Here is a 21,761-nt window from a genome sequence, read left to right as displayed (position 1 = left end):
TCCTTCGGGCGAACGGACACGAGGCGACACCTGACGTTCTCACGCTCGTCATTTGTCGAACTTCAGATTTGAAAATCGCCGGAATGACGCGGCGATCCAATGCTCGCGAATCCGGATCGCTGTCAGCTGGATCACAGCCGGATTTATTCTGGAATCACAACCTTCCCCGCAATTTCAGGCCTACCCGGTCCGAGAACATGGAGCCCAAAATGATCATCGGTGTCCCCAAAGAGATCAAGAACAACGAATTCCGCGTCGCCATCACTGCCGCCGGTGTTCACGAGTTCCGCACGCACGGACATACCGTCCTGGTTGAGCGCGGGGCAGGGCTGGGTTCGGGAATTACCGATGAAGAATACGCCATCGCCGGCGCGGAGATCGTGGCCGACGCTGACGACGTCTGGGCCCGGGCCGACATGGTCATGAAGGTCAAAGAACCCATCAAGGCCGAATACCACCGCTTCCGCAAGGGCCTGATTCTCTTCACCTACCTGCACCTCGCGGCAGAGCCCGAGCTGACCCAGGAACTCATCAACTCCGGCGTCACCGCCATCGCGTACGAGACCGTTCAGGAAGGCCGTGCGCTGCCCCTGCTGGCCCCCATGTCTGAGGTGGCCGGTCGCCTTTCCGTGCAGGTGGGCGCCACCTCCCTCATGGCGCCGGCCGGCGGCAAGGGCGTGCTCCTCGGCGGGGTACCGGGCGTCCGCCCGGCGAAGGTGGTAGTCCTGGGTGCCGGTGTTGCCGGCACCAACGCCGCGGCCATGGCCCTGGGACTGGGCGCGGACGTGACCATCCTGGACATCAACATCAACCGCCTCCGCGAACTGGACGCCCAGTACTCCGGCCGCCTCAAGACCGTGGCCTCGAACAAGTACGAGATCGAAAAGTCAGTGGTGGATGCGGACCTGGTGATCGGCTCCGTCCTGATCCCGGGCGCGAAGGCCCCCAAGCTGGTCAGCAACGAACTTGTGGCCCGGATGAAGCCCGGCTCCGTGCTAGTGGACATCGCCGTGGACCAGGGCGGTTGCTTCGAGGACACGCACCCCACCACGCACCAGGAACCCACGTACAAGGTGCACAACACCATCTTCTACTGCGTGGCGAACATGCCCGGCGCCGTGCCCAACACCTCAACGTACGCCCTGACCAACGTCACCCTGCGCTACGCCGTGGCACTGGCCAACCTCGGCGTCAAGGCCGCTTTCGACCGCGATCCCGCCCTCGCCGCCGGCCTCAACATTGCAGGGGGCCACGTGGCTCACCACTCCGTCTCCGAGGCCCACAACCTGCCCCTCGTGGCGGACTGGCACGAGCTGGTGTCCGCGTAGTCCTCGCCGTCCTGCTGCGCGGGACGACACACATCCTCTGCGTGCTGCTCCTTCGTCGCTTTGACGCACGCTGCCGGATGCCTGTCGTCCCGCGCCAGTCTCCACACGCAGCGGGTCCCCGGCCTGACCTTCCAAACCGGAAGCCCGCCGTCGTGCATCAGACTCTTCGTTCAGTTGGAACCTAGCCGCCGATCGCGCGGAGGGCGTTTACCTGACCGTGACCGTTGAACGAGTTGTAGCCCGCGCCGCCATTGCAGACTTGGGGTGCACCGTTGTCCACTGCCGGGAACGGCGCGTAGACACTCATGTCCGCCGGGCAGGCCAGGTTGTCCGCGGTGTTGGTAATGCGGGACGCCACAGCGCCGGGCGCGCTGATTCCTGAGCTGACCACCAGCGCCGCAACACCGGCTACGTGCGGTCCGGCCATGGATGTGCCCTGCAGGTAACAGTAGCGGGCGCCGCCATCCACCACCGGGCGTGAGCACGGTGCCGTTGCCGGCCATGCGGAGAGCACCCGGCCGTTCGGAGCGGCGGCGGTCCGCTGGAGCATCGAGTCGCCGCCGGGAGCGATCACACTGATCGCACCGGAGCCATAGCTCGAGTAGAACGACTTAAGCAGCTTGTTCCCGTTGGCGCTGACGCCAATCACGCCAGGGACCTCCACCGGAACCACGGCACAAGCATTGGTGATATCGCGCGCCACCGGGGTGGTGTCATCCGGGCTGGTGCGGTCCTGGGTGGGATGGGCGAGGTCGTCTGACTGGTTTCCGGCCGAAGCCACGATGGTGGTGCCGTTTTGCTGGGCGAACTTGATGGCACGGCGTTCGGCCTCCCAGATGGCCCGCTGGCCTGGGTCATTCTTGCAGTTGAAGAGCCAGGGATCCGCAAAGTAGCTGTTGTTGGTGACCTGGATGCCGTTGGATCCGGCCCACATGAAAGCGCAGACTACTGCCTCGGGGTAGAAGAGGCCTGCGGCGTTGCCGGCCTTGATCCCCGCAATCTTCACGTTGGGGGCGACCCCCACCATCCCGATGCCGTTCTTGGCCGCGGCGATGGTTCCTGCCGTGTGGGTTCCGTGGCCGTTGTCATCCATCCATGCCGCGGGGCTGGTGTTCGGTACGCCGCCCACGCAGGAGACACTCTTGGAGAAGTCGACGTTCGGGGCAAGGTCCGGGTGGGTGTAGTCCAGCCCGGTGTCGATGTCGCCGACCACCACCGAGCTGCTTCCAGCGTTGATGGCGCGGGCTGCCGGAGCCTGGATCTGGTTCATGTCCCACTGGAGGCCGCCAAGGGCGTCTTCTCCCGGTGCGGGCGTTCCGGGTTCGATGGCCGCGGCGTCCGCGGTGTCCTGGTCAGCTTCGACTGCCACCCCGAGGCCGGCAGTGGAAGCGGCTCCCTGGACTGCAGAGTCTGCCCCTCGCAGGGCGGCGTCAAAACCGGCCCGGTCCGACTTCACAATCGCCACGCCGATCTGGGGATAAGCCTGGACCACAGTGCCGCCGGCGTTGCGCACCGCCGACAGTGATTTGTCCGCCACGCCGTTGCCTTTGTACAACACGATGTAGGTCTGCATTCCGCCCTGCGCCGTTGTCAGGGTTCCGGCTTGTGATGCCTGCCCGTCGGCCGAGACCGCCGCGGGGGCTGCGGCGGCCGACAGGCCAATGGCAAGCGCCAAAGCCCCAGCGGAAGCCACAAATTTGGTGAATCCTTGCATGGTCTAGCTCCATTTCTGCCAGCGGCAAAAGCGGTAGCCACGTCCACTGGCAAGAGTCCTGGTTCACGATCCTGAGGGCTGTTGCCCGGATCCTTACGGGTACCCCGCCCAGCAATGGGGTAACACCCGCAACACCAGACCCTAGTGACTCACCTCACACAATTTCAAGGGTTCGCGGATGCGGCTTCGCGGGCTGACTCGATGATTGTCAGGACGTCGACGGCGTCTGCCGGGTTTACGGGCAGCGGCAGCGCGGACCCTGCGCCGCCGTCGAGGATTTTTTCCGCGAGGATCCGGTAAAACTCCGGGTAGGCACCTCGCTCCGTCGGCAGCGCGTCGAGGTGGCCGTCACGGCCCAGCTTCCCTGACCACTCGGGTGCCTCGACGCCGTAGTCGGCATCCAGCGGCCCTCCGCCGGCCACAATGTAGGGCTCCTGGGGATCCACGCCATGTTTGGTGAAGGCCCCGGTGGAGCCCAGAATGCGGAACCTCGGGCCCTGTTGGGCGCACAGCATGTTCATGGCCAGATGGCTGAGGACTCCCGACTCGTGCCGCAGGACGACGAACGCGTCGTCGTCGGCCTTCTCCTCGGGGCGCCGGATCTCAAGTTCCGCATGAACCACCCTGGCCGGGCCGAACAGCTGCAGTGCCTGATCGATCAGATGCGTGCCGAGGTCGAACAGCACGCCGCCGCCGTCCGCCGCCGTGGCACTGGCCTTCCATGCCTTGGAAATCGCCGGCGACCAGCGCTCGAAGCTTGACTCGAAGCGCGCGACACTGCCCAATGCTTCCCCGGCCAGGAGCTTACGGACAGTCAGGAAATCGCCGTCCCAGCGCCGGTTCTGGAACACCGTGAGCACCCGGCCCAGCCGCTCCGCCACGGCGATCAGTTCCCGGCCCTGGGCGCTGCTGATAACGAATGGCTTGTCCACCACAACGTCCAGTCCCGCCTCCAGCGCCGCCTTCGCCAGCGGAAAATGGGTAGCCGGCGGGGTCCCCAGCACCACAAGGTCAAGATCACCGGCGAGCTCAAGGACAGCATCGCCGTCGCGCACTGTTTTGACGCCCGGGTACCGCTGCGTCGCCGCAGACTGCCGGCCGGCGTCGGACGTTGCGATGACGTTCAGCGAGTAGCGGGGATCCGCCGCAATGAGCGGCGCGTGGAAGACGCTGCCCGAGAGGCCGTAGCCAACGACGGCAGTCCGGATGGTGCGTTCAGGTTCAGTCGAGGTCATAGGCAGTACCGTACCCCTAACGCCCTCTCACATAATGTGTGCTAAAACCAAACGCTCTCTCACTTTCGTAAGGAAAGTGAGAGAGCGCCGGCAGAAACCCCACATTAAGTGAGAGAGCGTTACAGGGAGGGTATTACTTCTTCTTTTCCCAGCCGAGGGTGCTCCAGTCCGGCACCTGGGACAGGCTCTGGAACAGGGACGGGCCGTAGTTGGCCAGGCCGGTGCGGACGAAGGAGATCTGCGGGCCGTTCATCACCACACCCATGGAGAAGTACTTCGCCATGTGCTCCTTTTCAACGTCCATCGCTGCCTTGTTACGGGCGGCGTTGTCCTCGATGGAGGCCAGGTCGGCGATCTTCTTGTCCAGTTCCGGGTCGCCCAGCTTGTTTTCGTTGACCTTGGAGTCGTAGTACTGCTTGACGGCATCGGTCGCATCCGGGCCAACCGTGTAGCCCGAGATACTCATGTCGAACTCACGGGAGCCCAGGACCTTACCAAAGTCAGCGGAGGCGCGCTGGTCGATTCCCACGTCCATGCCGCCGGCTTTGAGCTGGTTCTGGAGGGTCTGCGCGAAGGCCAGGGTGGTGGGGTCGTCGCCGAAGTTGCTGATCTTGAAGGCCGCGGGCTTGCCGTCCTTCTCCATGACGCCGCTTGCGTTCGCCTTGTAGCCAGCGTCCGTGAGAACCTTCTTGGCGGCGTCCGGGCCGGTTTCCTTAACGGGGTAGTTGTCCTGGTAGTAATCGGAGAAGGGCAACAGCATCATGGAACCTGAGCTGGGCTCTTCCCAGTTCAGGCCGTTGAAGCGCACCTTGCGGAGGGCCTCACGGTCGACTGCCGCGAAGATCGCCTTGCGGACGGCCACATCCGAAATTCGCTGAGCGTTGATGTTCATGCCGCCGGCGAACAACCGCTGGCCGCGGCGGACCTCAGAGTTGGCGCTGCCTTCAAGCTGCTTGTACAGCGCGATGGTGTTCGCGGACATGGCATCGATCTCGCCGTTCTTGAAGGCCGCGATCTGGGCGCTGGTTTCCAGCTGGCGGAACACCACCTTTTCCAGGACCGGCTTGGTGCCCCACCACTTCTCGTTGGGAACCAGCGAGACGGTCTTGGCCGCGGTGTCGTACTGCTCCACCTTAAAGGGACCGGCCATCCACTCCGGATGCATGTTGCCCACAAAACCTTCGTTGAAGATTGCCGGGGTGTTCACTGCCGGGTGGATAAGGCCAAAGAAGAGCGCGTCCAGCGGGTATACCGGCTGCTTGAGCTTGACGATCACTTCCTTGGCGCTGCTGCCGGCCTCTACGGACTCAACAAATTCGTAGGCTCCGGAGCTGACAATGTCGTAGCCGGCATCCGGGCTCTTGAGGACGTTCCAGGTGTTCTGGAACGCCTTGACATCAATGGGGGTGCCATCGTTAAAGGTGGCCTTGTCATTGACCTTGATGGTGATGGTCTGCTTGCCGTCCACCACCTTGCTTTCCACAGATTCGCAGAAGTCCTTGTTGGGGGAGGACTTGCCCTCGAAGTTGACCTTCCAGCAGCCGCCGATGCCGCCGCCCGTCACCGCCACGGGGTTGATCGAAGCCATCAACGCCGAGTTGTCGGAGCTGTTGCCGTTGTTGGAGAAGCCGTTGAAGTCCGGCCCAATGTTGCCCAGCGGCAGGGTGACCTTGCCGCCCTGCTCAAGATCCGCGGCTGGTTTCTCGTTGATGCTGATGAGCTTGGACAGATCGCTGCCCGCTTCCTGCCCCTTGGCCGTTTCCGGGCCGGAGGGAGTGCCCCCGCCGCCGCAGGCCGTCAGCGTCAGGGCTGCGGCAATGGCCGCGGCTCCGCCGATCTTGGTCAGATTCCTCATTGTTGTCCCTTCATAGGTGCGGGTGGTGCTTGTGATGGGTCTGTTAAACCTAGGGTGCACTGGGGTCCGCCGCCTCGTGGACCACGAGCATGTCCTCATCCAGTTCGCCGTCCGGGTAGAAGCAGGCGAACTGCTGGTCCAGGGCAACCGTGGGGCCGGCTTCCAGGGCTTGCACTGCCGGCGAGGGCCGGACAGCTTCGAGTGGCGGCTCAAGGGTCAGGCACTTTTCCTGTTTCGCCGCCGGAAGTGCCGCGAAGACGGGGCACCGCGTGGCGAAGTTGCAGCCCTTGGGGGCATCCAGCGGGGACGGCAAATCCCCCCTGAGGATGATCCGCTCCCTGGTGCGCTCGAACTGAGGGTCCGGAACGGGGATGGCGGACAGTAGCGCCCGGGTGTACGGGTGGCGGGGGTTGTCAAAGACCCTGTGCACCTCGCCGATCTCCACAATCTTGCCGAGGTACATCACCGCCACCCGGTTCGAGATGTGCCGGACCACCGAGAGATCGTGGGCCACCATCAGGTAACTGAGGCCCAGTTCGGCGCGGAGCTTGTCCAGCAGGTTGATGACTCCGGCCTGCACGGAAACATCCAGCGCGGACACCGGCTCGTCCAGGACCACCAGCTTCGGATTCACGGCCAGGGCCCGGGCAATGCCCACGCGCTGGCGTTGGCCGCCGGAGAACTGGTTGGGGAAGCGGTTGACATGGTCAGGCTGCAGCCCCACAAGCTTCATCAGTTCCATGATGCGCTTCTTAATGGCCTGTTTATCCATGCCCGCGTTCTGGAGCGGCTCGGCCAGGACCTCATAGACCGTGAAGCGGGGATCGAGTGCCCCGGTGGGGTCCTGGAAGACCATCTGCATTTCCCTGCGCATGGCACCCTTGGACTTGGCATCGGCGGCCTGTTTGTTGCTGATGCCGCCGATGACCACCTCGCCGTCCTGGTCCTGGTGGAACTCCATGATTTCCAGGAGGGTGGTGGTTTTCCCGGAGCCGGACTCCCCCACGATGGAGAAGCACTCCCCTTCCCGGATGTCGAAGCTCAGGCCGTCCACTGCTTTAACCGTACCGATGCGCCGTTTGAGGAGGGCGCCCTTGGTCAGCGGGAAGTGCTTCCGGACGTCCTTAAGCTCCAGGACGGTTGAGCGTTCGCTGCGGGGGATGGCGTCGAACCGGGAGACGGGAACCGGCGGGGCCGAGAAGATTTCCAGGACGTTGACACCTGCGCCGAGTTCTTCGGACCTGATGCAGGCGGCCTTGTGCGCGGCGTCGCCGTCGGCGGGCAGCAGGGGCGGCTCCCCGGCCAGGCAGGCGTCGGTCACCAGCGGGCACCGGGGGGCGAAGGCGCAGCCGGTGGGGGTGTGGAGCAGGTTGGGCGGGATGCCGTCGATGGGTACCAGCGTGGATTTCTCCGATACGTCAACCCTGGGGACGGCCCCGAGCAGGCCCATCGTGTAGGGCATGCGCGGGTTGTAGTAAATGTCGTCCACGCGGCCGGTTTCCACCGGCTTTCCCGCGTACATGACCAGGATGTCGTCGGCCATCCCCGCCACCACGCCAAGATCGTGCGTGATCATGACGACGGCGGCGCCCGTCTCCTCCTGCGCCGTATGCAGCACCTCAAGCACCTGGGCCTGGATGGTGACGTCCAGTGCCGTCGTCGGCTCATCAGCGATCAGGACGCGCGGGTTGTTGGCGATGGCGATGGCAATCATCACGCGCTGGCGCATGCCGCCGGAGAACTCGTGCGGGAAGGCCTTGAGCCGGTTCTTCGGGCTGGGGATGCCCACCATGGCCAACAGTTCGACGGCGCGTGCCTCTTTAGCCTGTTTGCTCATGCCGGGGTTGTGGATGGTGAGGGCCTCGGTGATCTGGGCTCCGACCGTGTAGACCGGGGTCAGGGAGGACAGCGGGTCCTGGAACACCATGGCGATGTCATTGCCGCGGTAGGCGCACATGGCCTTGTCGCTAAGGCCCAGCAGTTCCCGGCCCTTGAGCCGGACTGAGCCGGAGATCTCCGCGGTGGACGGCAGCAGGCCCATGATAGCCAGCGACGTGACCGACTTGCCGGAACCGGACTCCCCCACGATTCCCAGCGTCTTGCCGGGCATCAGGTCAAAGTCGACACCGCGGACCGCGTGCACTGAGCCGTTTTCGGAGTTGAAGCTGACCTTCAGCTCCCGGACGGAGAGCACAGCGTCCGACGGCGAGTGGAGACCCGCGACGTGAAGCCGTTCGGCCGTTGCGCCGGCCGGGTCAGCCGGGCCGATGGTGGTTTCGTTGCTCATTTGCCGGTCCTCTGTCCGCTCTTCTTTTTTGCCCGGCCAACGGAACTGGAGCTGGGGTCGAAGGCGTCACGCAGGCCGTCGTTCATCATCGCCAGGGACCCCGTGAGCAGGAACATCACCGTCAGCGGAACCCAGAACATCCATGGGAAGGTTTGGACCTGGGATGTGGCGCCGCCGATCAGCACGCCCAGGCTGACATCGGGAAGTTTGATGCCGATGCCGATGAAGGAGAAGGCCACCTCCGCGAGAATGGCGCCGGTGACGCCGCGGGTGATGTCCAGGACAAGCAGCGAACCGATGTTGGGAACCAGGTGCCGCCAGACGATCCTGCGCGGCGGGACGCCCATGTACTGGGCGGCCTTGACGAAGTCACGCTGCATGAGTGACATGGACAGGGAACGGATCAGCCTGGCCGTGCCCATCCAGCTGAAGACCAGGAGCACGATGATCAGCAGGAGCCAGCTGGGGAGGTTCTTCTTCAAAGTGTCCCCGCCACCGCTGGTGGCCACGGCCACCACCAACAGGGCCGGCATCATGATGAGCGCCTCAAGGACAAAGAGCATCACTTTGTCCACTTTCCCGCCGAAGTAGGCCATGGTGCAGCCGTAAACGGCAGCGATCAGGACGGACACGAGGCCCACAATCAGGCCGATGAGGAGGGAGATGCGGGTCCCCTCAACGGTCATGGCGTAAAGATCGATGCCTGCCTGGGAGGTGCCCAGGAAGTGGTCACCGGAGGGCGGCATGCCGATGTTGAAGGGATCGATGGTTTCTTTGTCCCACGGTGTGAAATAGCCGCCGACGAAAGAGAAGATGGTCAGGGCCAGGAAGATCGCCAGCCCTGCGACCGCGGTCCTGTTCCGCATAAAACGGCGGAAGATGATGGTGGATTTGCCGATGACGGCGTCGGCGCTCTCCAGGTGTGCGTCCTGCGCGACGGCTGCCGCATCAACGGCATTGAGGTTGGTCATGGCTACTGCACCCGCACTCTCGGGTCGACAAGCGTTGTGGCGAAGTCCGCGAGGATGGCACCGATGGCGAAGATGACGGAGCCGTAGGCCAGGGTGGCCGTTGCGGCATTGACGTCCTGCAGCGAAATGGCGTCGATGCTCCACGAGCCCACGCCGGGCCAGGCAAAGATCTTCTCCGCGAAGAAGCCGCCGGCGAAAATGGCGGGGACGGTGAAGGCGATGCTTTGGGCCACCGGGATGAAGGAGACCCGAAGGGCGTGCCGGGAAATGGCCTGATTACGGGTCAGCCCTTTGGCTCGGGCGGTACGGACGAAATCCGCGTTGACGTTGTCCAGCAGGTACTGCCGCTGCGCGATCTGGTAGGAACCCCAGCCCACCAGCGTGATGGCAATGGTCGGAACCGCATAGTGCGCCAGCATGTCCACAAACTGCGCCCAGCCCGGTGCCATGCCGGGCGTGGAGATGCCGGTGACGAAGAAGACGCGTGCGCCCACAGTCTCGTTGATATTGATGGCACCGAGCTGCACCAGGAAGTAGGCGATGGGTGCCGGCACGATGTACGCGAGATAGCTGTAGGAGGTGATCACCCGGTCCTGGAATTTGTATTGGCGGGCGGCCGAGTACACACCGAGGGCGACGCCGATGACCAGCGTCAGGATGATGGCGGCGAGGAACAGCCGGGTGGATATCCAGACGCGTTCGCCGAACTCAGCGTTAATAAAGGCGCCGTTGGGGCTGCGTCCCCAATCCCAACGCGTGACGATCGAGGTGAGCCACTCAAGGTAGCGGTCCCAGGGGCTGAGATCCGGGTCCAGGCCCTTCAGGCGCATGGAATTGGCCACCTGCTCGGGGGTGGGGCGGGGAATCCGCTCCTGTTCCAGCAGGGCCGGTTTGAGGGAACTGACCGCCAGGAAGTATCCGGCCGAAGTGGTCAGGAAGATCATAAAAACGTAAGTGATGCCGCGTTTGGCTAGGTACCGGAGCATGTGCGGTCTACTTCAGGCTCGAAGCCGCCGCCTGGACTGCGCAAGAACATCCCAGGGGTTCGCCCCGGGTTGGCCACCGAGTGCTTGCCTTGACTGCATCCATGTTCCAGATCCTTCCAATTTCCCGGCCGCCCCGCGGGTCTCGCGGCTCCCGGGTGTTCACCAGCGCACCGCTGGCCCCCAGCGACCGTCGCAAGCCAGCCCGGGTAGTGGACTATGTTGCGGGTCACATTCCAGAGGAAACTACCACATAGACGAAGCCGGAAAGACGCTAACTGACGGAAACCGCCCGCCCCGTATCAGATCGTTATGAACAACTCAGGAGAATCGATTTGACTGGACGATGACAGCCAATGTGGCTATTCTAACGGCCGCCGACAACCCGCGTGACAAGTTCACGCCACGTAGACATGAGCCGCTCGGGCGCCAAGCCCTGCACCCGGACCGCATGCAGCAGCCGCTCCGGGTCAAGGGTGGAGATGAGCGTCATGGCCATCAGCGCAGGGTCCGCCGCCATGCCTTCCTCGCGCAGCAGCACTTCGACATGGCGCTGCCACAGCAGTGCCGCGGGCACCTCATACCTGCTCTGCACTGAACTTTCCGCAGCGCGCACCAGATCCCCGTGCTCAAGGACGTACTCGATCCGCGCCGAACCAAAGGCGATCAGCCTCTCCAGGCCTGGAGCCCCGGGCCCCAGTGGTGGCGGACCAAACATGAACCGGGCCTGGAAAGCGGCTTCGGAGTCGCTCAGCAGGGTCATCATCAGGCCGGTCCGGCTACCGAACCTTCGGAAAACAGTTCCCTTGCCCACCCCCGCCCGCCCGGCCAGCCTGTCCATGGTGAGGGAATCCACGCCGCACTCGGCGATCAGTTCACGGGCAGCATCCAGCAGGCGCTCCCGGTTCCGCGCCGCATCGCTCCGCTCCGTGACTGGGCCGGCAAGCGATCCTGGCCGCAATGGGATGTAACTCACAGTCCACATCCTAGCTGCCGGGAATATTAATCGGACCGCAGTCCGTTTAGATCTCAGAGGCAGTAAAGCCCCCTTACCACCGGCCGGTGGCCCACCCCGGCCCGACTACAGGAGTTCGTATGTCAAAGAACACCGTCCTTACCCTTGTTGGCAGCCTGCGCGCCGAATCCACCAACCAGAAGCTGGCAGAAGCCATCCAGCTCAACGCTCCGGAGCAGGTTGACGTTGTCATCCACGAAAGCCTGGGCAACATCCCGTTCTACAACGAGGACATCGACGTCGAGGGCCAGGTTCCCGCAGCAGCAGCAGCCCTGCGCGCCGCAGCCAACGAGGCCGACACCCTCCTGCTGGTCACCCCGGAGTACAACGGCACCCTGCCCGCAGCACTGAAGAACGCCATTGACTGGCTGTCCCGCCCCTACGGCGCAGGCGCCCTCACCGGCAAGCCCACCGCCGTCGTGGGTTCCGCGTTCGGTCAGTTCGGCGGCGTCTGGGCCCAGGACGAAGCCCGCAAAGCCGTCGGCATCGCCGGCGCCCAGGTCCTCGAGGACGCCAAGCTCGCCGTTCCCGGCTCCCTGGTCCGCTTCGCCGAACTGCACCCGAAGGACGACGCCGAAGTTGTTGAACAGATCAAGGGCGTCTTCGATGTAATCACCGCCGCGCAGCCGGCAGCCCAGCCCGCAGCTTAAGACTTCCGCTGGCGCGAGCCAGAATGCCGCCGATGCCCCGGACACCACCAGGTGCCCGGGGCATCGGCCTGTCCTGACGTCTCTTGTTACCTCGCAGGCGTCCGCTACGTGACCAACTCTTGGCCGAACCGATACCGGGCCTGCACTCTCACGGCCAGGAGACCGCCGTAGCGTTAATTGCACGGTACGCAGCGGGTAGGTGCTCGTGATGCAGGGTGATGGGAATACGGCGCGGACATGGCAGGCAGGCGGAGGGCCGGGGGGCTGATTGCGACGACGGCGGTGCTGACGCTGCCCCTATGGCTGGGCTCTTGCACTCCGGGCCCGGCTCCTTCCGTCGGTGGCGTCCCCGCCGGGATCACCGCGGTTGAACCCATAGAGACGCCCGGGGCAGTTCCGGTACCGGCTCCCCAGCCGCAGGCACCTCCCCCGTCCGTGGCAGCGTCGACTGAAACCGGGACCGCCACGCCGCAGTTCCCCAACCAACAGTCCCCCTGGCCCTCCGGCCGCGCGGGCACTCCAGAAACCGGCAGCAGTACAGGCCAAGCGCCCGCGGCGGGGACTGGACCCGGCGCGGGGACTGGACCGGGCACGAACGCCTCCACCGCACCAAGGCCGTCGCCCGCACCTGAGGTCTCCGCCCCGCCGCCGGCCACATTGTTCGAGCGTCCGGATGCCAAGCAGGCCACCGGCAGGCCGGTCACCGCTTACTACGTACTGCTGGATGACGGCGGTGCGAAAGGTGTGCGCTTTGGCTGCAATGACAGCCTGGCAGGCCTGCGCCGCTCCGCTGCCGGACCGGCCGATCCGCTGCCCGCCGCCATGAATGCGCTGCTGGACGGATCCGCCGAGCCTGCGCCCGGGCTCTATAACGCCCTGTCAGCCTCAACCCTGACGTTCCTTTCCGGCACGTTCGACGGCTCCACCGTTACCGTCTACCTCTCCGGCGTGCTCCGGCCGGGCGGAGTGTGCGACATCCCCAGGGTCGAGGCGCAGCTCACGCAAACCGCCGTGGCGGCAGTCGGCGCCATCCGCGCGGACGTCTACGTCAATGGCGTGGGACTGGCGGACGCCCTCAGCCTCAAGTGACGCGTCGGGCATCTATGCAACAGATGTTGCCCTATTAGCAACCTGCGGCTGTATCCTGAGCATGTGACCCACGAAACGCTTGACGCTGCAGCAGCGCCGCTTCCAGCCGAAGCCATTGACGCCATCGAGCGCGCGGCAACGTCCGCCCACCGCTCGGCCCACCCACATGAGGCCCTCTTTTCCGCGCGCGCAGCCAACATTAAGCAATCCGCTGTCCGCGACGTTTTCGACATCTCCCTGCGCCCGGGCCTCGTGTCCCTCGCCGGGGGCAGCCCCTATCTGCAGTCCCTCCCCCTGGAACGCCTGGCCGCCACCGCTGCCAACATCATCGCCAAGGACGGCCTGACCGCCCTGCAGTATGGCGGCGGCCAGGGCACGGAAGAACTCCGCACCCAGATCTGCGAGGTCATGGCCGCCGAGGGAATCCTGGACGCCCTCCCGCAGAACGTGGTGATTACCGCCGGCTCCCAGTCAGCCCAGGACGTGGCCACCAAGCTCTTCTGCAATCCCGGCGACGTAGTGCTGGTGGAGAACCCCACGTACGTGGGAGCCCTCAACACCTTCGAGGCGTACCAGGTGGAGGTCGCCACCGTTGAAATGGACGACGACGGCCTGGTGCCTGAGCTGTTGGAGGCCAGGATCGCAGCACTCCAGACTGCCGGGAAAAACGTCAAGCTGCTGTACACCATTCCCAACTTCAACAACCCTTCCGGAATTACCCTGGCCGCGGGGCGCAGGCAGCGGATAGTAGATATATGCCGCAAAGCGAATATTATTGTGCTTGAAGACAACCCGTACGGTCTCCTTCGGTACCAGGGCCAGCCGCTGGAGCCCCTCCGCGCAGCCAACCCCGCCGATGTGATCTACCTGGGCTCCTTTTCGAAGATCTTTGCCCCGGGCCTGCGCATCGGTTGGGCACTGGTGCCCGAACACCTCCAGCGGCGCTACTACCTGGCGTCGGAGTCCGTTACCTTGTGCCCGCCCGCGTTCAATCAGATGCTGGTGTCCGCCTACCTGCGGGACTATGACTGGAGGGGCCAGATCGAAACCTACCGGGGCCTGTACGCCGAACGCTGTGCGGCGATGCTGACTGCCCTCGAAACACACATGCCCCCAGGCGCTACCTGGACCAGTCCCGAGGGCGGCTTCTTCGTGTGGGTGACCCTGCCGGAAGGCGTGGACACCTATCCCCTCCTGCAGCAGGCCATCGACGCCGGCGTCGTCTTTATCCCGGGGGCTGCCTTCACTCCGTCCGATGAACCCTCCAACAAGCTGAGGCTGGCCTTCAGCGCGGTCCCCCCGGCCGCCATCGAGGAGGGCGTCCGACGCCTGGCCGGGGTACTGCGGGAAAGCCTCGCGGCGTTGTAACGTTGGCGAGACTGAGTACGGCCAACTTCATCTCTAGCAAGGAGTGCAAAGCATGAGCGGAATTATCGTTGTAGGCGTTGATGGCAGCGGAACTGCCAAGAAGGCAGCCGAATCGGCCCGGGATCTGGCCGTCGCCATCGGAGGCTCACTGCACGTGGTCTCAGCCTTCGACAGCGACCGCACCGAAGTTTTCGGTTCCGGCAGCGATCAGTGGATCGTTTCCGACGCCGACGGCGCTGAACACGTGGCCAAAACTGTGGCCGATTCCCTCGCTGGTAGCGTCAAAGTGACCTACTCTGCCGCCCGCGGCAAGCCGGCAGAAGCCCTGATCAACGAAGCCGAACGCCTCGGCGCCAAAATGATCGTGGTGGGAAACCGCCGGATGCGCGGCATCGGCCGCGTGCTGGGCAGCGTCGCCAACAGCGTCGCGCACAACGCCACCTGCGACGTCTACATCGCCAACACCTACGACGCCGACTGACAGGCAGCCGGACACCATGCACCGCCACCGCGCACGTGCATGGTGTCCGTTCTCACCCCTTTTCGGCCGGATTCAGCCACCACCGGACGATAAAATGGAAGTGCCCTCAACGGAGCGGACAATCACTTTCCACTTCAGTAAAAGGGGCCCCCTTGCTCACTCTCCAGCGCCGGCAGCTTGTTGGCCATGACATTCTCCTCGCCCGTCACGGCAATCACATCTGCTCGATGCGCCTGGACCGCGGCACCGGGCGGGTCGTTGCGCTCCTGGATGACGGCTCCGTGGACAGCGCGCCCAACCTCATCGCCCCGGACCTCCGCCTGCCGGCCACCATCCGCAGTGTCCTGTACGAGGACCGGAAGTTCTTTGCCGGCGTCGCAACCGTCGCCGTGATCCTCGGCGGCCTGCTCTTCGGAACATCGGCGGCCCTGACCGGAACGTGGGCGGGGAGCCCCGAAATGCTCGAGATGCTCACGGCCTACTCCGCCTACGGGTACTAAATAACGGCCCTCAGTTATAGAAGCCAGCCCCGCAGGATCACCCACAGTCCGGCCATCACCAGGCCGCCGAACAGGGAGCCCGCAACCACCTGGGCGAGGGTGTGGGCGCGCAGGACAACTCTGGACCAGCCGACGGCGGGAATCAGCACCATCAGCGGCAGCCACGCCGGACCGAGCATGAGAACGAAAATTGCCGCCGCGGACGACACCGCGGCTGCGTGCCCGCTGATCTTCCAGAACGGGCTGACGGCTGCCAGCACAACGATCCCCGCCACGATGCCGAGCACCATCACCACGACACTGCGCGGCGACCCGACGGCAGCCAACACCACCAGTCCGGCGATGACACACACCAGCGCCATGAGCAGCACGGGCGCCCGCTGGTGACGGTCGCTGACATGGTGGTCCGTGACCTTGCCCAGCCGCACGAGGATGAGCAGCAGGAAAAGAGGCAGCACACAGACAAAGAGGGCAGCAAGTGCCCCGTAGCCAATGGTCCCCGGGAAACCCGGCTCGATCACTGGGCTGACGAGCAACTGCAGCGTCACCACCACCGGCGGCTGGAACACCTCGGTCAGCCATCTTGCGGCCCGGTTCCTGGCACGGATCGAGGCCGGGCTCGCTGCCTTGGAATCCCTAGTCAAGGAGGAGCGCCGGCTCCTCGAGGATGGCAGCGACGTCGGCCATGAAGCGGGCGGACAGGTCACCGTCAACCACGCGGTGGTCGAATGACCCGCCCAGGGTGGTGATCCAGCGCGGAATGACTTCGCCGTCCAGCACCCAGGGCTTCTGTTTGATGGTTCCGAAGGCCACAATGGCCACTTCACCGGGGTTGATGATGGGCGTTCCGGTGTCGATCCCGAGCGCACCGATGTTCGTGATGGTCAGCGTTCCGCCCTGCATTTCGGCGGGCTGCGTCTTGCCCGCACGTGCGGTGGTGGCCAGGTTGTTCAAGGCCAGCGCCAGGTCCTTGAGCGAGAGGTCCTGGGCGTCCTTGATGTTCGGCACCATCAGCCCGCGCGGGGTGGCCGCGGCGATGCCAAGGTTCATGTAGTGCTTGACCTGGATTTCGGCGGTGTCCTTCCCGTCCACGTTGTCCACCCACGTGGCATTGACGCTGGGGTTCCTGGCTGCGGCCCAGATGACGGCCTTGGCCAGGATCAGCAGCGGTGAAACCCTGATCCCCTCGAAGTCGCGTGAGGCCTTCAGCCGCTTGACGAATTCCATGGTGCGGCTGGCGTCAACGTCAACGAAGATGCTGACGTGCGGAGCCGCGAAGGCCGATTCCACCATGGCCTTGGCGGTGGCCTTGCGGACGCCCTTGACGGGAATGCGTTCGATCCGCTGGTCCTGGGGCTTGCCGGCCTTGCCCCAGAAGCCGTCTGCCTTGTCGTGTTCGGCATCGCGCTGGGCCTGGTAGCTGACCAGGTCCTCGCGCGTGACTTCGCCGCGGAAGCCCGTGGCCACCACATCGGCGAGGTCGATTCCCAGGTCGCGGGCGATTTTGCGGACCGGCGGCTTGGCGAGGACCCGGTTCACCAGGCCGGTGATGGTTCCGCCGAACGTAGGCCGGGTATCGACGACGGCGGTCTGGCCCTCGGCCTGGCTGGCAGTTCCTGCCGCAGTCCCTTGCCGCCTTCCGGAGACTTCAGCGGGTGTGTGCGGCTGGACCGGCTCCACCTCCGGGGCGTTGCGCGACACGGAATCGGCGGGCGCCGGCCTCCGCGGGCGGCGCTTGACGGCGTCCGCCTTGGGCCCCGATCCCACCAGGGGACCGCCGGCCGGGGCACCACCGGAAGTGTCGCCGTCGTCCGCTGGAAGCTTCCCGTACAGCGGCTGTACCGGGGTGGCCGGAGCAGGAACATCAGCGGGGGTGGGGTCACCGGAGACGGCATCCGAGACGCTGATGATGGCCGTTCCGACGTCGATGGTCACGCCTTCGGAGACCAGGAGCTCAGTGACGGTGCCGGCGAAGGGGGACGGCAGTTCAACGAGTGACTTGGCGGTCTCGATCTCGCACAGGACGTCGTTGACGGCCACCGTGTCACCCGGCTTAACCTTCCACGCGACGATTTCCGCCTCGGTCAGGCCTTCGCCCACGTCGGGCAGGTTGAACTTGTTGAGCGTCATGGTGTCCTCTTTTGCGACGAGTTTTGCGGCGGGCGCAGGCGGTGCGGGGCGCCTAGTAGGCCAAGGCGCGGTCCAGCGCCTCGAGGATTCGGTCGATGCCGGGAAGGTAGTCTTCCTCGACCTTCGCCACCGGGTAGGGCATGTGGAAGCCGCCCACGCGGATCACGGGAGCCTCCAGCGAAAGGAACGCGCGTTCGCTGATCCGGGCTGCGATCTCGCCGCCTATGCCTCCAAAAGTCGGGGCCTCGTGGGCCACCACGAGGCGGCCGGTCTTCTTAGCGGAGGCGGTGACGGTATCGAAGTCGATCGGGGAAATTGAGCGCAGGTCGATGACCTCGATGCTGTGGCCGTCCTCAGCCGCGGCCTCAGCTGCGGCAAGGGCCACCGGCACCAGTGGCCCGTAGGCCACCACGGTGGCGTCGCTGCCCTCGCGCAGTACATGTGCCTTGAACGGATCTGCCGACGCACCGGGAGACTCCGTATCCACCTCGCCCTTGAGCCAATAGCGGCGCTTCGGTTCGAAGAAGATGACGGGGTCCTGGCACTCGACGGCCTGCCGGATCATCCAGTAGGCGTCATGGGCGTTCGACGGCGTGATGATCCGCAGTCCGGCCGTGTGGGCGAAGAGCGCCTCCGGCGATTCCGAATGGTGCTCAATGGACCCAATGCCGCCGCCATAGGGGATCCGGACCACCACGGGAACTGTCAGGTTTCCGTTACTGCGGGCGTGCATCTTGGCCAGCTGCGTGGTGATCTGGTTAAAGCCGGGGAACACAAAGCCGTCAAACTGGATCTCGCAGACGGGCAGGTATCCGCGCAGGGCCAGGCCAATGGCAGTGCCGATGATGCCGGACTCCGCCAGCGGAGTGTCCACCACCCGGTCCGCCCCGAACTCAGCAAGGAGACCGTCAGTGACGCGGTAAACGCCGCCCAGCGCCCCGATGTCCTCGCCCATGAGCAGCGAACGGGGGTTGTTGTCCAGGGTGGCGCGCAGGCCCTCGTTGATGGCCTTGGCTATGGTCATGGTGGTCATCAGCGGGCCACTCCTGTCGCTGTTTCATCGTCTTCCGTGCCTGCGGCCCCGGGGAGGCTTTCTTCCGCTTCGTCAGCGAATCCGGCGCTGTACTCCTCGAACCAGGCCAGCTCCTCCGCCACCAGCGGATGGGCCTCGACGTACGTGTTGGCGAAGGCTGTGCGGATATCCGGGGTCTCGAGGTCGTGCGTTGTCTTGCGGACATAGGCGGCGAGTTCGTCGCCGTCGGCCTTGACCTGCGCAAAGAAGGCGTCCTCCGCCAAACCCTGGGCGCGGAGGTATTTTTCCAGGCGGTCGAGCGGATCCTTGGCCCGCCACAGGGCTTCCTCGGAGGATTCCCGGTACTTCGTGGGGTCATCGGCCGTTGTGTGCGCGCCGACCCGGTAGGTGAAGGCCTCGATCAGCACCGGGCCGTGGCCCTCCCGGGCCCGCTCCAAGGCCCATTCCGTAACGGCATGGACGGCGATGACATCATTGCCGTCCACCCGGATGCCCGGAAAACCGTAGCCCTTGGCCCGGTTGGACAGCGGAATGCGCGTCTGCACGGTGCTGGGCACCGAGATGGCCCAGTGGTTGTTCTGGCAGAAGAACACCACGGGGGCGTCATAGGAGGAGGCGAACACCATGGATTCGTGGACGTCGCCTTCCGAACTGGCGCCGTCGCCGAAATACACCATAACTGCAGCCTTGGGCTCGGCCGGGTGGTCGGTCCCCTCCCCGGCTGCCGCGGCTGCGAGTTTTTGGTCCCGCTGAATTCCCATGGCATACCCGACGGCGTGCGGCGTCTGCGCGGCAAGGACAAGGGTGTAGAGGTGGAAATTGGTGTCCTTGGGGTTCCAGCCGCCGTTGGAGACGCCGCGGAACTGACGGAGGAGTTCGGCGAGATCCACGTTGCGGGTCAGGGCGACGCCGTGTTCCCGGTAGGTGGGGAAGATGTAGTCCTGCGGCTGGCTGGCACGTCCCGAGCCGATCTGCGCCGCCTCCTGACCCGTGAGCGGGACCCAGAGCGCCAGCTGTCCTTGGCGTTGAAGCGCCGTTGCCTCAACATCAAAGCGGCGGATCTTGGCCATGTCGGCGTAGAAACCACGGAGCTGCTCCGCGTCCAGCCTGTCCGCGTACGCCGAGAAAACCGGGTCAGTGCCCAGCGTCCCGTCAGGCGCCAGCAGTTGCACCATAGGCTCGGCGGGACCGCCAAGGCGGGCCTCGGCTTCGGCCTCAAGCTGGTCGTCTACCGCTGTACCGTCGAACTCGGTGGAGGGCAAATGTGTGGCGCCCATACCGTCTCCTTGCTTGCCGCATGCGGATGCGTTGCAATGTCGCTGGGATATATGCCACTTACGGAATGCATTCCATGTCCGGCATATATATTGGCTTACTGATTCTTACTTTATCTTCAGTAGGTCTTCGTCGAAGCGCACGTTAAGCGCTAGGAACGCCGTGGCGGCTTTGTATAGTTTGCACAGAGGGCCAGAAACCGGCTGTTCGCTTCCGGTTCGCCGATGCTGACGCGAACACCCTCGGCGCCGAAGGCCCTCACCGAGAGCGCCTGCTCTCCCGCCAGCTCGGCGAATTCCGCGCTGTTCTCACCCAGGTCCAACCAGACAAAATTGCCCTGCGCCTCGGGTACAAACCAGCCCAACTCCCGCAGCCCGGAGGTAACGCGGTCACGTTCGTCCACGATGCTTTGTACCCTTTCTACAACCTGGGGGTAGTTCTGCAGGGAAACAATTGCCGCCTGCTCGGCGATCTGTGACACGGAGAAAGGCGTGGCCGTTACCCGCAAGTGCTGGGTCAGGCCCGGGTTTGAGACGCTGTACCCCACCCTCAGGCCGGCGAGGCCATGGGCCTTGGAGAAGGTCCTGAGGACCACCACATTGGGGTATCGGCGGTAGAGTGCGATGCCGTCCACTGCGCCCTCGTCGCGAACGAACTCCTGGTAGGCCTCATCGATGACCACCACGACGTCTGACGGGACGGCCTGAATGAACTGTTCCGTTTCGGCGGCGGTCAGGATAGGGCCGGTCGGATTATTGGGTGTGCAGAGCAGGATGACCCTGGTGCGCACCGTGATGGCCGCAGCCATGGCCGCCAGATCATGGCGTCCGTCGGCCAGCAGGGGGATCTGAACGCTTTCCGCGCCTGCCAGGCCAACACTGATGGGGTAAGCCTCGAAGGAACGCCACGCATAGATCACTTCGTCGGCTTTGCCGTCGTCGTTCTGCCCGGCGAAGGTGGAAAGGAGTTGGTTCAGGGCACCGAGGCTTCCGGCTCCGGTGACGATGTCCTCCGCCGGGACGTCCAGGAACTCGGCGAGCGTGCTGCGCAACTTGCTGCTGAGCGGGTCCGGGTAGCGGTTGAAATCTTGTTGGTTTGCGATGGCCTCAAGCACTGCCGGAAGCGGCGGCAGGGGGTTTTCGTTGGAGGAAAGTTTGTAGCTGGCCAGCCCGTCCACAGCGACGGGGGGCTTTCCTGCAGCGTAGCGGGGAAGCCGGCCCACCACGGGGCGTGGCCGGATTTCCCCGGGCACGGTCTCTGATGACGTCATGCAAACTAGCCTACTTCTCCCGACGTAGGGAGGAGCGGGCCCCCGGGCAGCTCACGGGGCGGTGTGACAGCATAATCCCATGCGCTCCTTTATTGTTCGGGTCCTGATCAACGGGCTGGCCCTCTGGATTGCCAGCTGGATATTGCCGGGACTGGATATCTCCACCACTGCCACCACCGAGGCTGTGGCCAACACGGGCGTCACGCAGGGCACCGAGACCATCGGCATTATCCTGGCCTATCTGTTCATCGGGCTGATCTTCGGTGTGGTGAACGCGTTTGTCCGTCCCCTGGTCAGCCTCCTGTCCCTGCCCATCACCATCCTCACGTTGGGCCTGTTTACGATCGTTATCAACGCCGCCATGCTTTACCTGACGTCATGGCTCAGCAGTTACACACCGGTGCATTTCACCATCGACTCGTTCTTCTGGACAGCGGTCCTCGCGGCCATCATCATCACCCTCATCTCGCTGGTCGCGGGCAGGGTCCCGGGCGGACGCAGGGGTTAGCGCCTGCGTTGATGCGCATCCCCCTCCTCCGTAGCCATCCAGTAGACCACCCGCAGTCCTGCTTGCGGC

19 protein-coding genes are annotated in these 21,761 nt (G+C 64.7%); 7 read left to right on the top strand and 12 right to left on the bottom strand.

Going from position 1 to position 21,761, the window contains the following annotated elements; translation table 11 throughout:
* Positions 1-209: 209 nt before the first annotated feature.
* Complete coding sequence (ald, locus tag AB4Y73_RS18120) at positions 210-1,328, top strand: alanine dehydrogenase (protein ID WP_441873638.1); 1,119 nt, start codon at positions 210-212, stop codon at positions 1,326-1,328.
* A 181-nt stretch (positions 1,329-1,509) separates the two neighbouring features.
* Here ald and AB4Y73_RS18115 read toward each other — a convergent pair whose 3' ends face one another.
* The 7 genes from AB4Y73_RS18115 to AB4Y73_RS18085 form a co-directional block, all read right to left on the bottom strand.
* Positions 1,510-3,042 carry a S8 family peptidase gene (locus AB4Y73_RS18115; RefSeq protein WP_441873636.1) on the bottom strand — a complete coding sequence of 511 codons (1,533 nt, stop codon included), beginning with the start codon at positions 3,040-3,042 and terminating at the stop codon, positions 1,510-1,512.
* A 164-nt stretch (positions 3,043-3,206) separates the two neighbouring features.
* Positions 3,207-4,277, bottom strand: a complete 1,071-nt coding sequence (locus AB4Y73_RS18110; RefSeq protein WP_441873634.1) for a Gfo/Idh/MocA family protein — start codon at positions 4,275-4,277, stop codon at positions 3,207-3,209.
* A 133-nt stretch (positions 4,278-4,410) separates the two neighbouring features.
* Positions 4,411-6,132 (bottom strand): ABC transporter family substrate-binding protein, encoded by a 1,722-nt coding sequence (locus AB4Y73_RS18105; RefSeq protein WP_441873632.1) that lies wholly within the window; start codon positions 6,130-6,132, stop codon positions 4,411-4,413.
* 49 nt (positions 6,133-6,181) lie between these two features.
* A complete protein-coding gene (locus AB4Y73_RS18100; protein ID WP_441873630.1) occupies positions 6,182-8,419 on the bottom strand; it encodes a dipeptide ABC transporter ATP-binding protein in 2,238 nt (745 codons plus the stop codon).
* Positions 8,416-9,390: an ABC transporter permease gene (locus tag AB4Y73_RS18095; protein ID WP_441873628.1), complete on the bottom strand. Its 975-nt coding sequence runs from the start codon at positions 9,388-9,390 to the stop codon at positions 8,416-8,418. The genes AB4Y73_RS18100 and AB4Y73_RS18095 overlap by 4 nt, the downstream gene beginning before the upstream one ends.
* Positions 9,391-9,392: 2 nt before the next feature.
* Positions 9,393-10,376 (bottom strand): ABC transporter permease, encoded by a 984-nt coding sequence (locus AB4Y73_RS18090; RefSeq protein WP_441873626.1) that lies wholly within the window; start codon positions 10,374-10,376, stop codon positions 9,393-9,395.
* Between the two features lie 364 nt (positions 10,377-10,740).
* A complete protein-coding gene (locus AB4Y73_RS18085) occupies positions 10,741-11,349 on the bottom strand; it encodes a TetR/AcrR family transcriptional regulator (RefSeq protein ID WP_441873624.1) in 609 nt (202 codons plus the stop codon).
* 119 nt (positions 11,350-11,468) lie between these two features.
* On the opposite strand from AB4Y73_RS18085, the gene AB4Y73_RS18080 reads away from it, so the two are divergent.
* The 5 genes from AB4Y73_RS18080 to AB4Y73_RS18060 all read left to right on the top strand — a co-directional run bounded on the left by AB4Y73_RS18080 (position 11,469) and on the right by AB4Y73_RS18060 (position 15,476).
* Positions 11,469-12,038 carry an NAD(P)H-dependent oxidoreductase gene (locus AB4Y73_RS18080; protein ID WP_441873622.1) on the top strand — a complete coding sequence of 190 codons (570 nt, stop codon included), beginning with the start codon at positions 11,469-11,471 and terminating at the stop codon, positions 12,036-12,038.
* Positions 12,039-12,275: 237 nt separating this feature from the next.
* A complete protein-coding gene (locus AB4Y73_RS18075) occupies positions 12,276-13,127 on the top strand; it encodes a GerMN domain-containing protein (RefSeq protein WP_441873620.1) in 852 nt (283 codons plus the stop codon).
* 63 nt (positions 13,128-13,190) lie between these two features.
* Positions 13,191-14,495: an aminotransferase-like domain-containing protein gene (locus AB4Y73_RS18070; protein ID WP_441873618.1), complete on the top strand. Its 1,305-nt coding sequence runs from the start codon at positions 13,191-13,193 to the stop codon at positions 14,493-14,495.
* 52 nt (positions 14,496-14,547) lie between these two features.
* Complete coding sequence (locus AB4Y73_RS18065; protein WP_441873616.1) at positions 14,548-14,976, top strand: universal stress protein; 429 nt, start codon at positions 14,548-14,550, stop codon at positions 14,974-14,976.
* 152 nt (positions 14,977-15,128) lie between these two features.
* Positions 15,129-15,476 carry a hypothetical protein gene (locus AB4Y73_RS18060; RefSeq protein WP_441873614.1) on the top strand — a complete coding sequence of 116 codons (348 nt, stop codon included), beginning with the start codon at positions 15,129-15,131 and terminating at the stop codon, positions 15,474-15,476.
* 14 nt (positions 15,477-15,490) lie between these two features.
* Here AB4Y73_RS18060 and AB4Y73_RS18055 read toward each other — a convergent pair whose 3' ends face one another.
* From AB4Y73_RS18055 to AB4Y73_RS18035, 5 genes are all read right to left on the bottom strand, one after another.
* The gene (locus AB4Y73_RS18055; protein ID WP_441873612.1) at positions 15,491-16,120 is read right to left on the bottom strand and encodes a phosphatase PAP2 family protein; all 630 of its coding nucleotides are present in this window, start codon (positions 16,118-16,120) and stop codon (positions 15,491-15,493) included.
* Positions 16,113-17,606: a 2-oxo acid dehydrogenase subunit E2 gene (locus AB4Y73_RS18050; protein ID WP_441873610.1), complete on the bottom strand. Its 1,494-nt coding sequence runs from the start codon at positions 17,604-17,606 to the stop codon at positions 16,113-16,115. The genes AB4Y73_RS18055 and AB4Y73_RS18050 overlap by 8 nt, the downstream gene beginning before the upstream one ends.
* A gap of 52 nt (positions 17,607-17,658) precedes the next feature.
* The gene (locus AB4Y73_RS18045; RefSeq protein WP_441873608.1) at positions 17,659-18,639 is read right to left on the bottom strand and encodes an alpha-ketoacid dehydrogenase subunit beta; all 981 of its coding nucleotides are present in this window, start codon (positions 18,637-18,639) and stop codon (positions 17,659-17,661) included.
* Complete coding sequence (locus tag AB4Y73_RS18040; RefSeq protein ID WP_441873606.1) at positions 18,639-19,916, bottom strand: thiamine pyrophosphate-dependent dehydrogenase E1 component subunit alpha; 1,278 nt, start codon at positions 19,914-19,916, stop codon at positions 18,639-18,641. Before AB4Y73_RS18040 ends, AB4Y73_RS18045 begins: the two co-directional genes overlap by 1 nt.
* A 149-nt stretch (positions 19,917-20,065) precedes the next feature.
* A complete protein-coding gene (locus AB4Y73_RS18035) occupies positions 20,066-21,184 on the bottom strand; it encodes a histidinol-phosphate transaminase (protein ID WP_441873604.1) in 1,119 nt (372 codons plus the stop codon).
* Positions 21,185-21,263: 79 nt separating this feature from the next.
* Here AB4Y73_RS18035 and AB4Y73_RS18030 point away from each other — a divergent pair, with 79 nt between their 5' ends.
* On the top strand, positions 21,264-21,692 hold the full coding sequence (locus AB4Y73_RS18030) for a phage holin family protein (protein WP_441873602.1): 429 nt from the start codon (positions 21,264-21,266) through the stop codon (positions 21,690-21,692).
* The last annotated feature ends 69 nt before the right edge of the window (positions 21,693-21,761 follow it).

The organism is Pseudarthrobacter sp. TAF60_1 (genome assembly GCF_052113505.1).
GTDB lineage: Bacteria > Actinomycetota > Actinomycetes > Actinomycetales > Micrococcaceae > Arthrobacter.
Note: the sequence above shows the minus strand (reverse complement) of the source record. Positions and strands in the feature narration are given on the sequence as shown.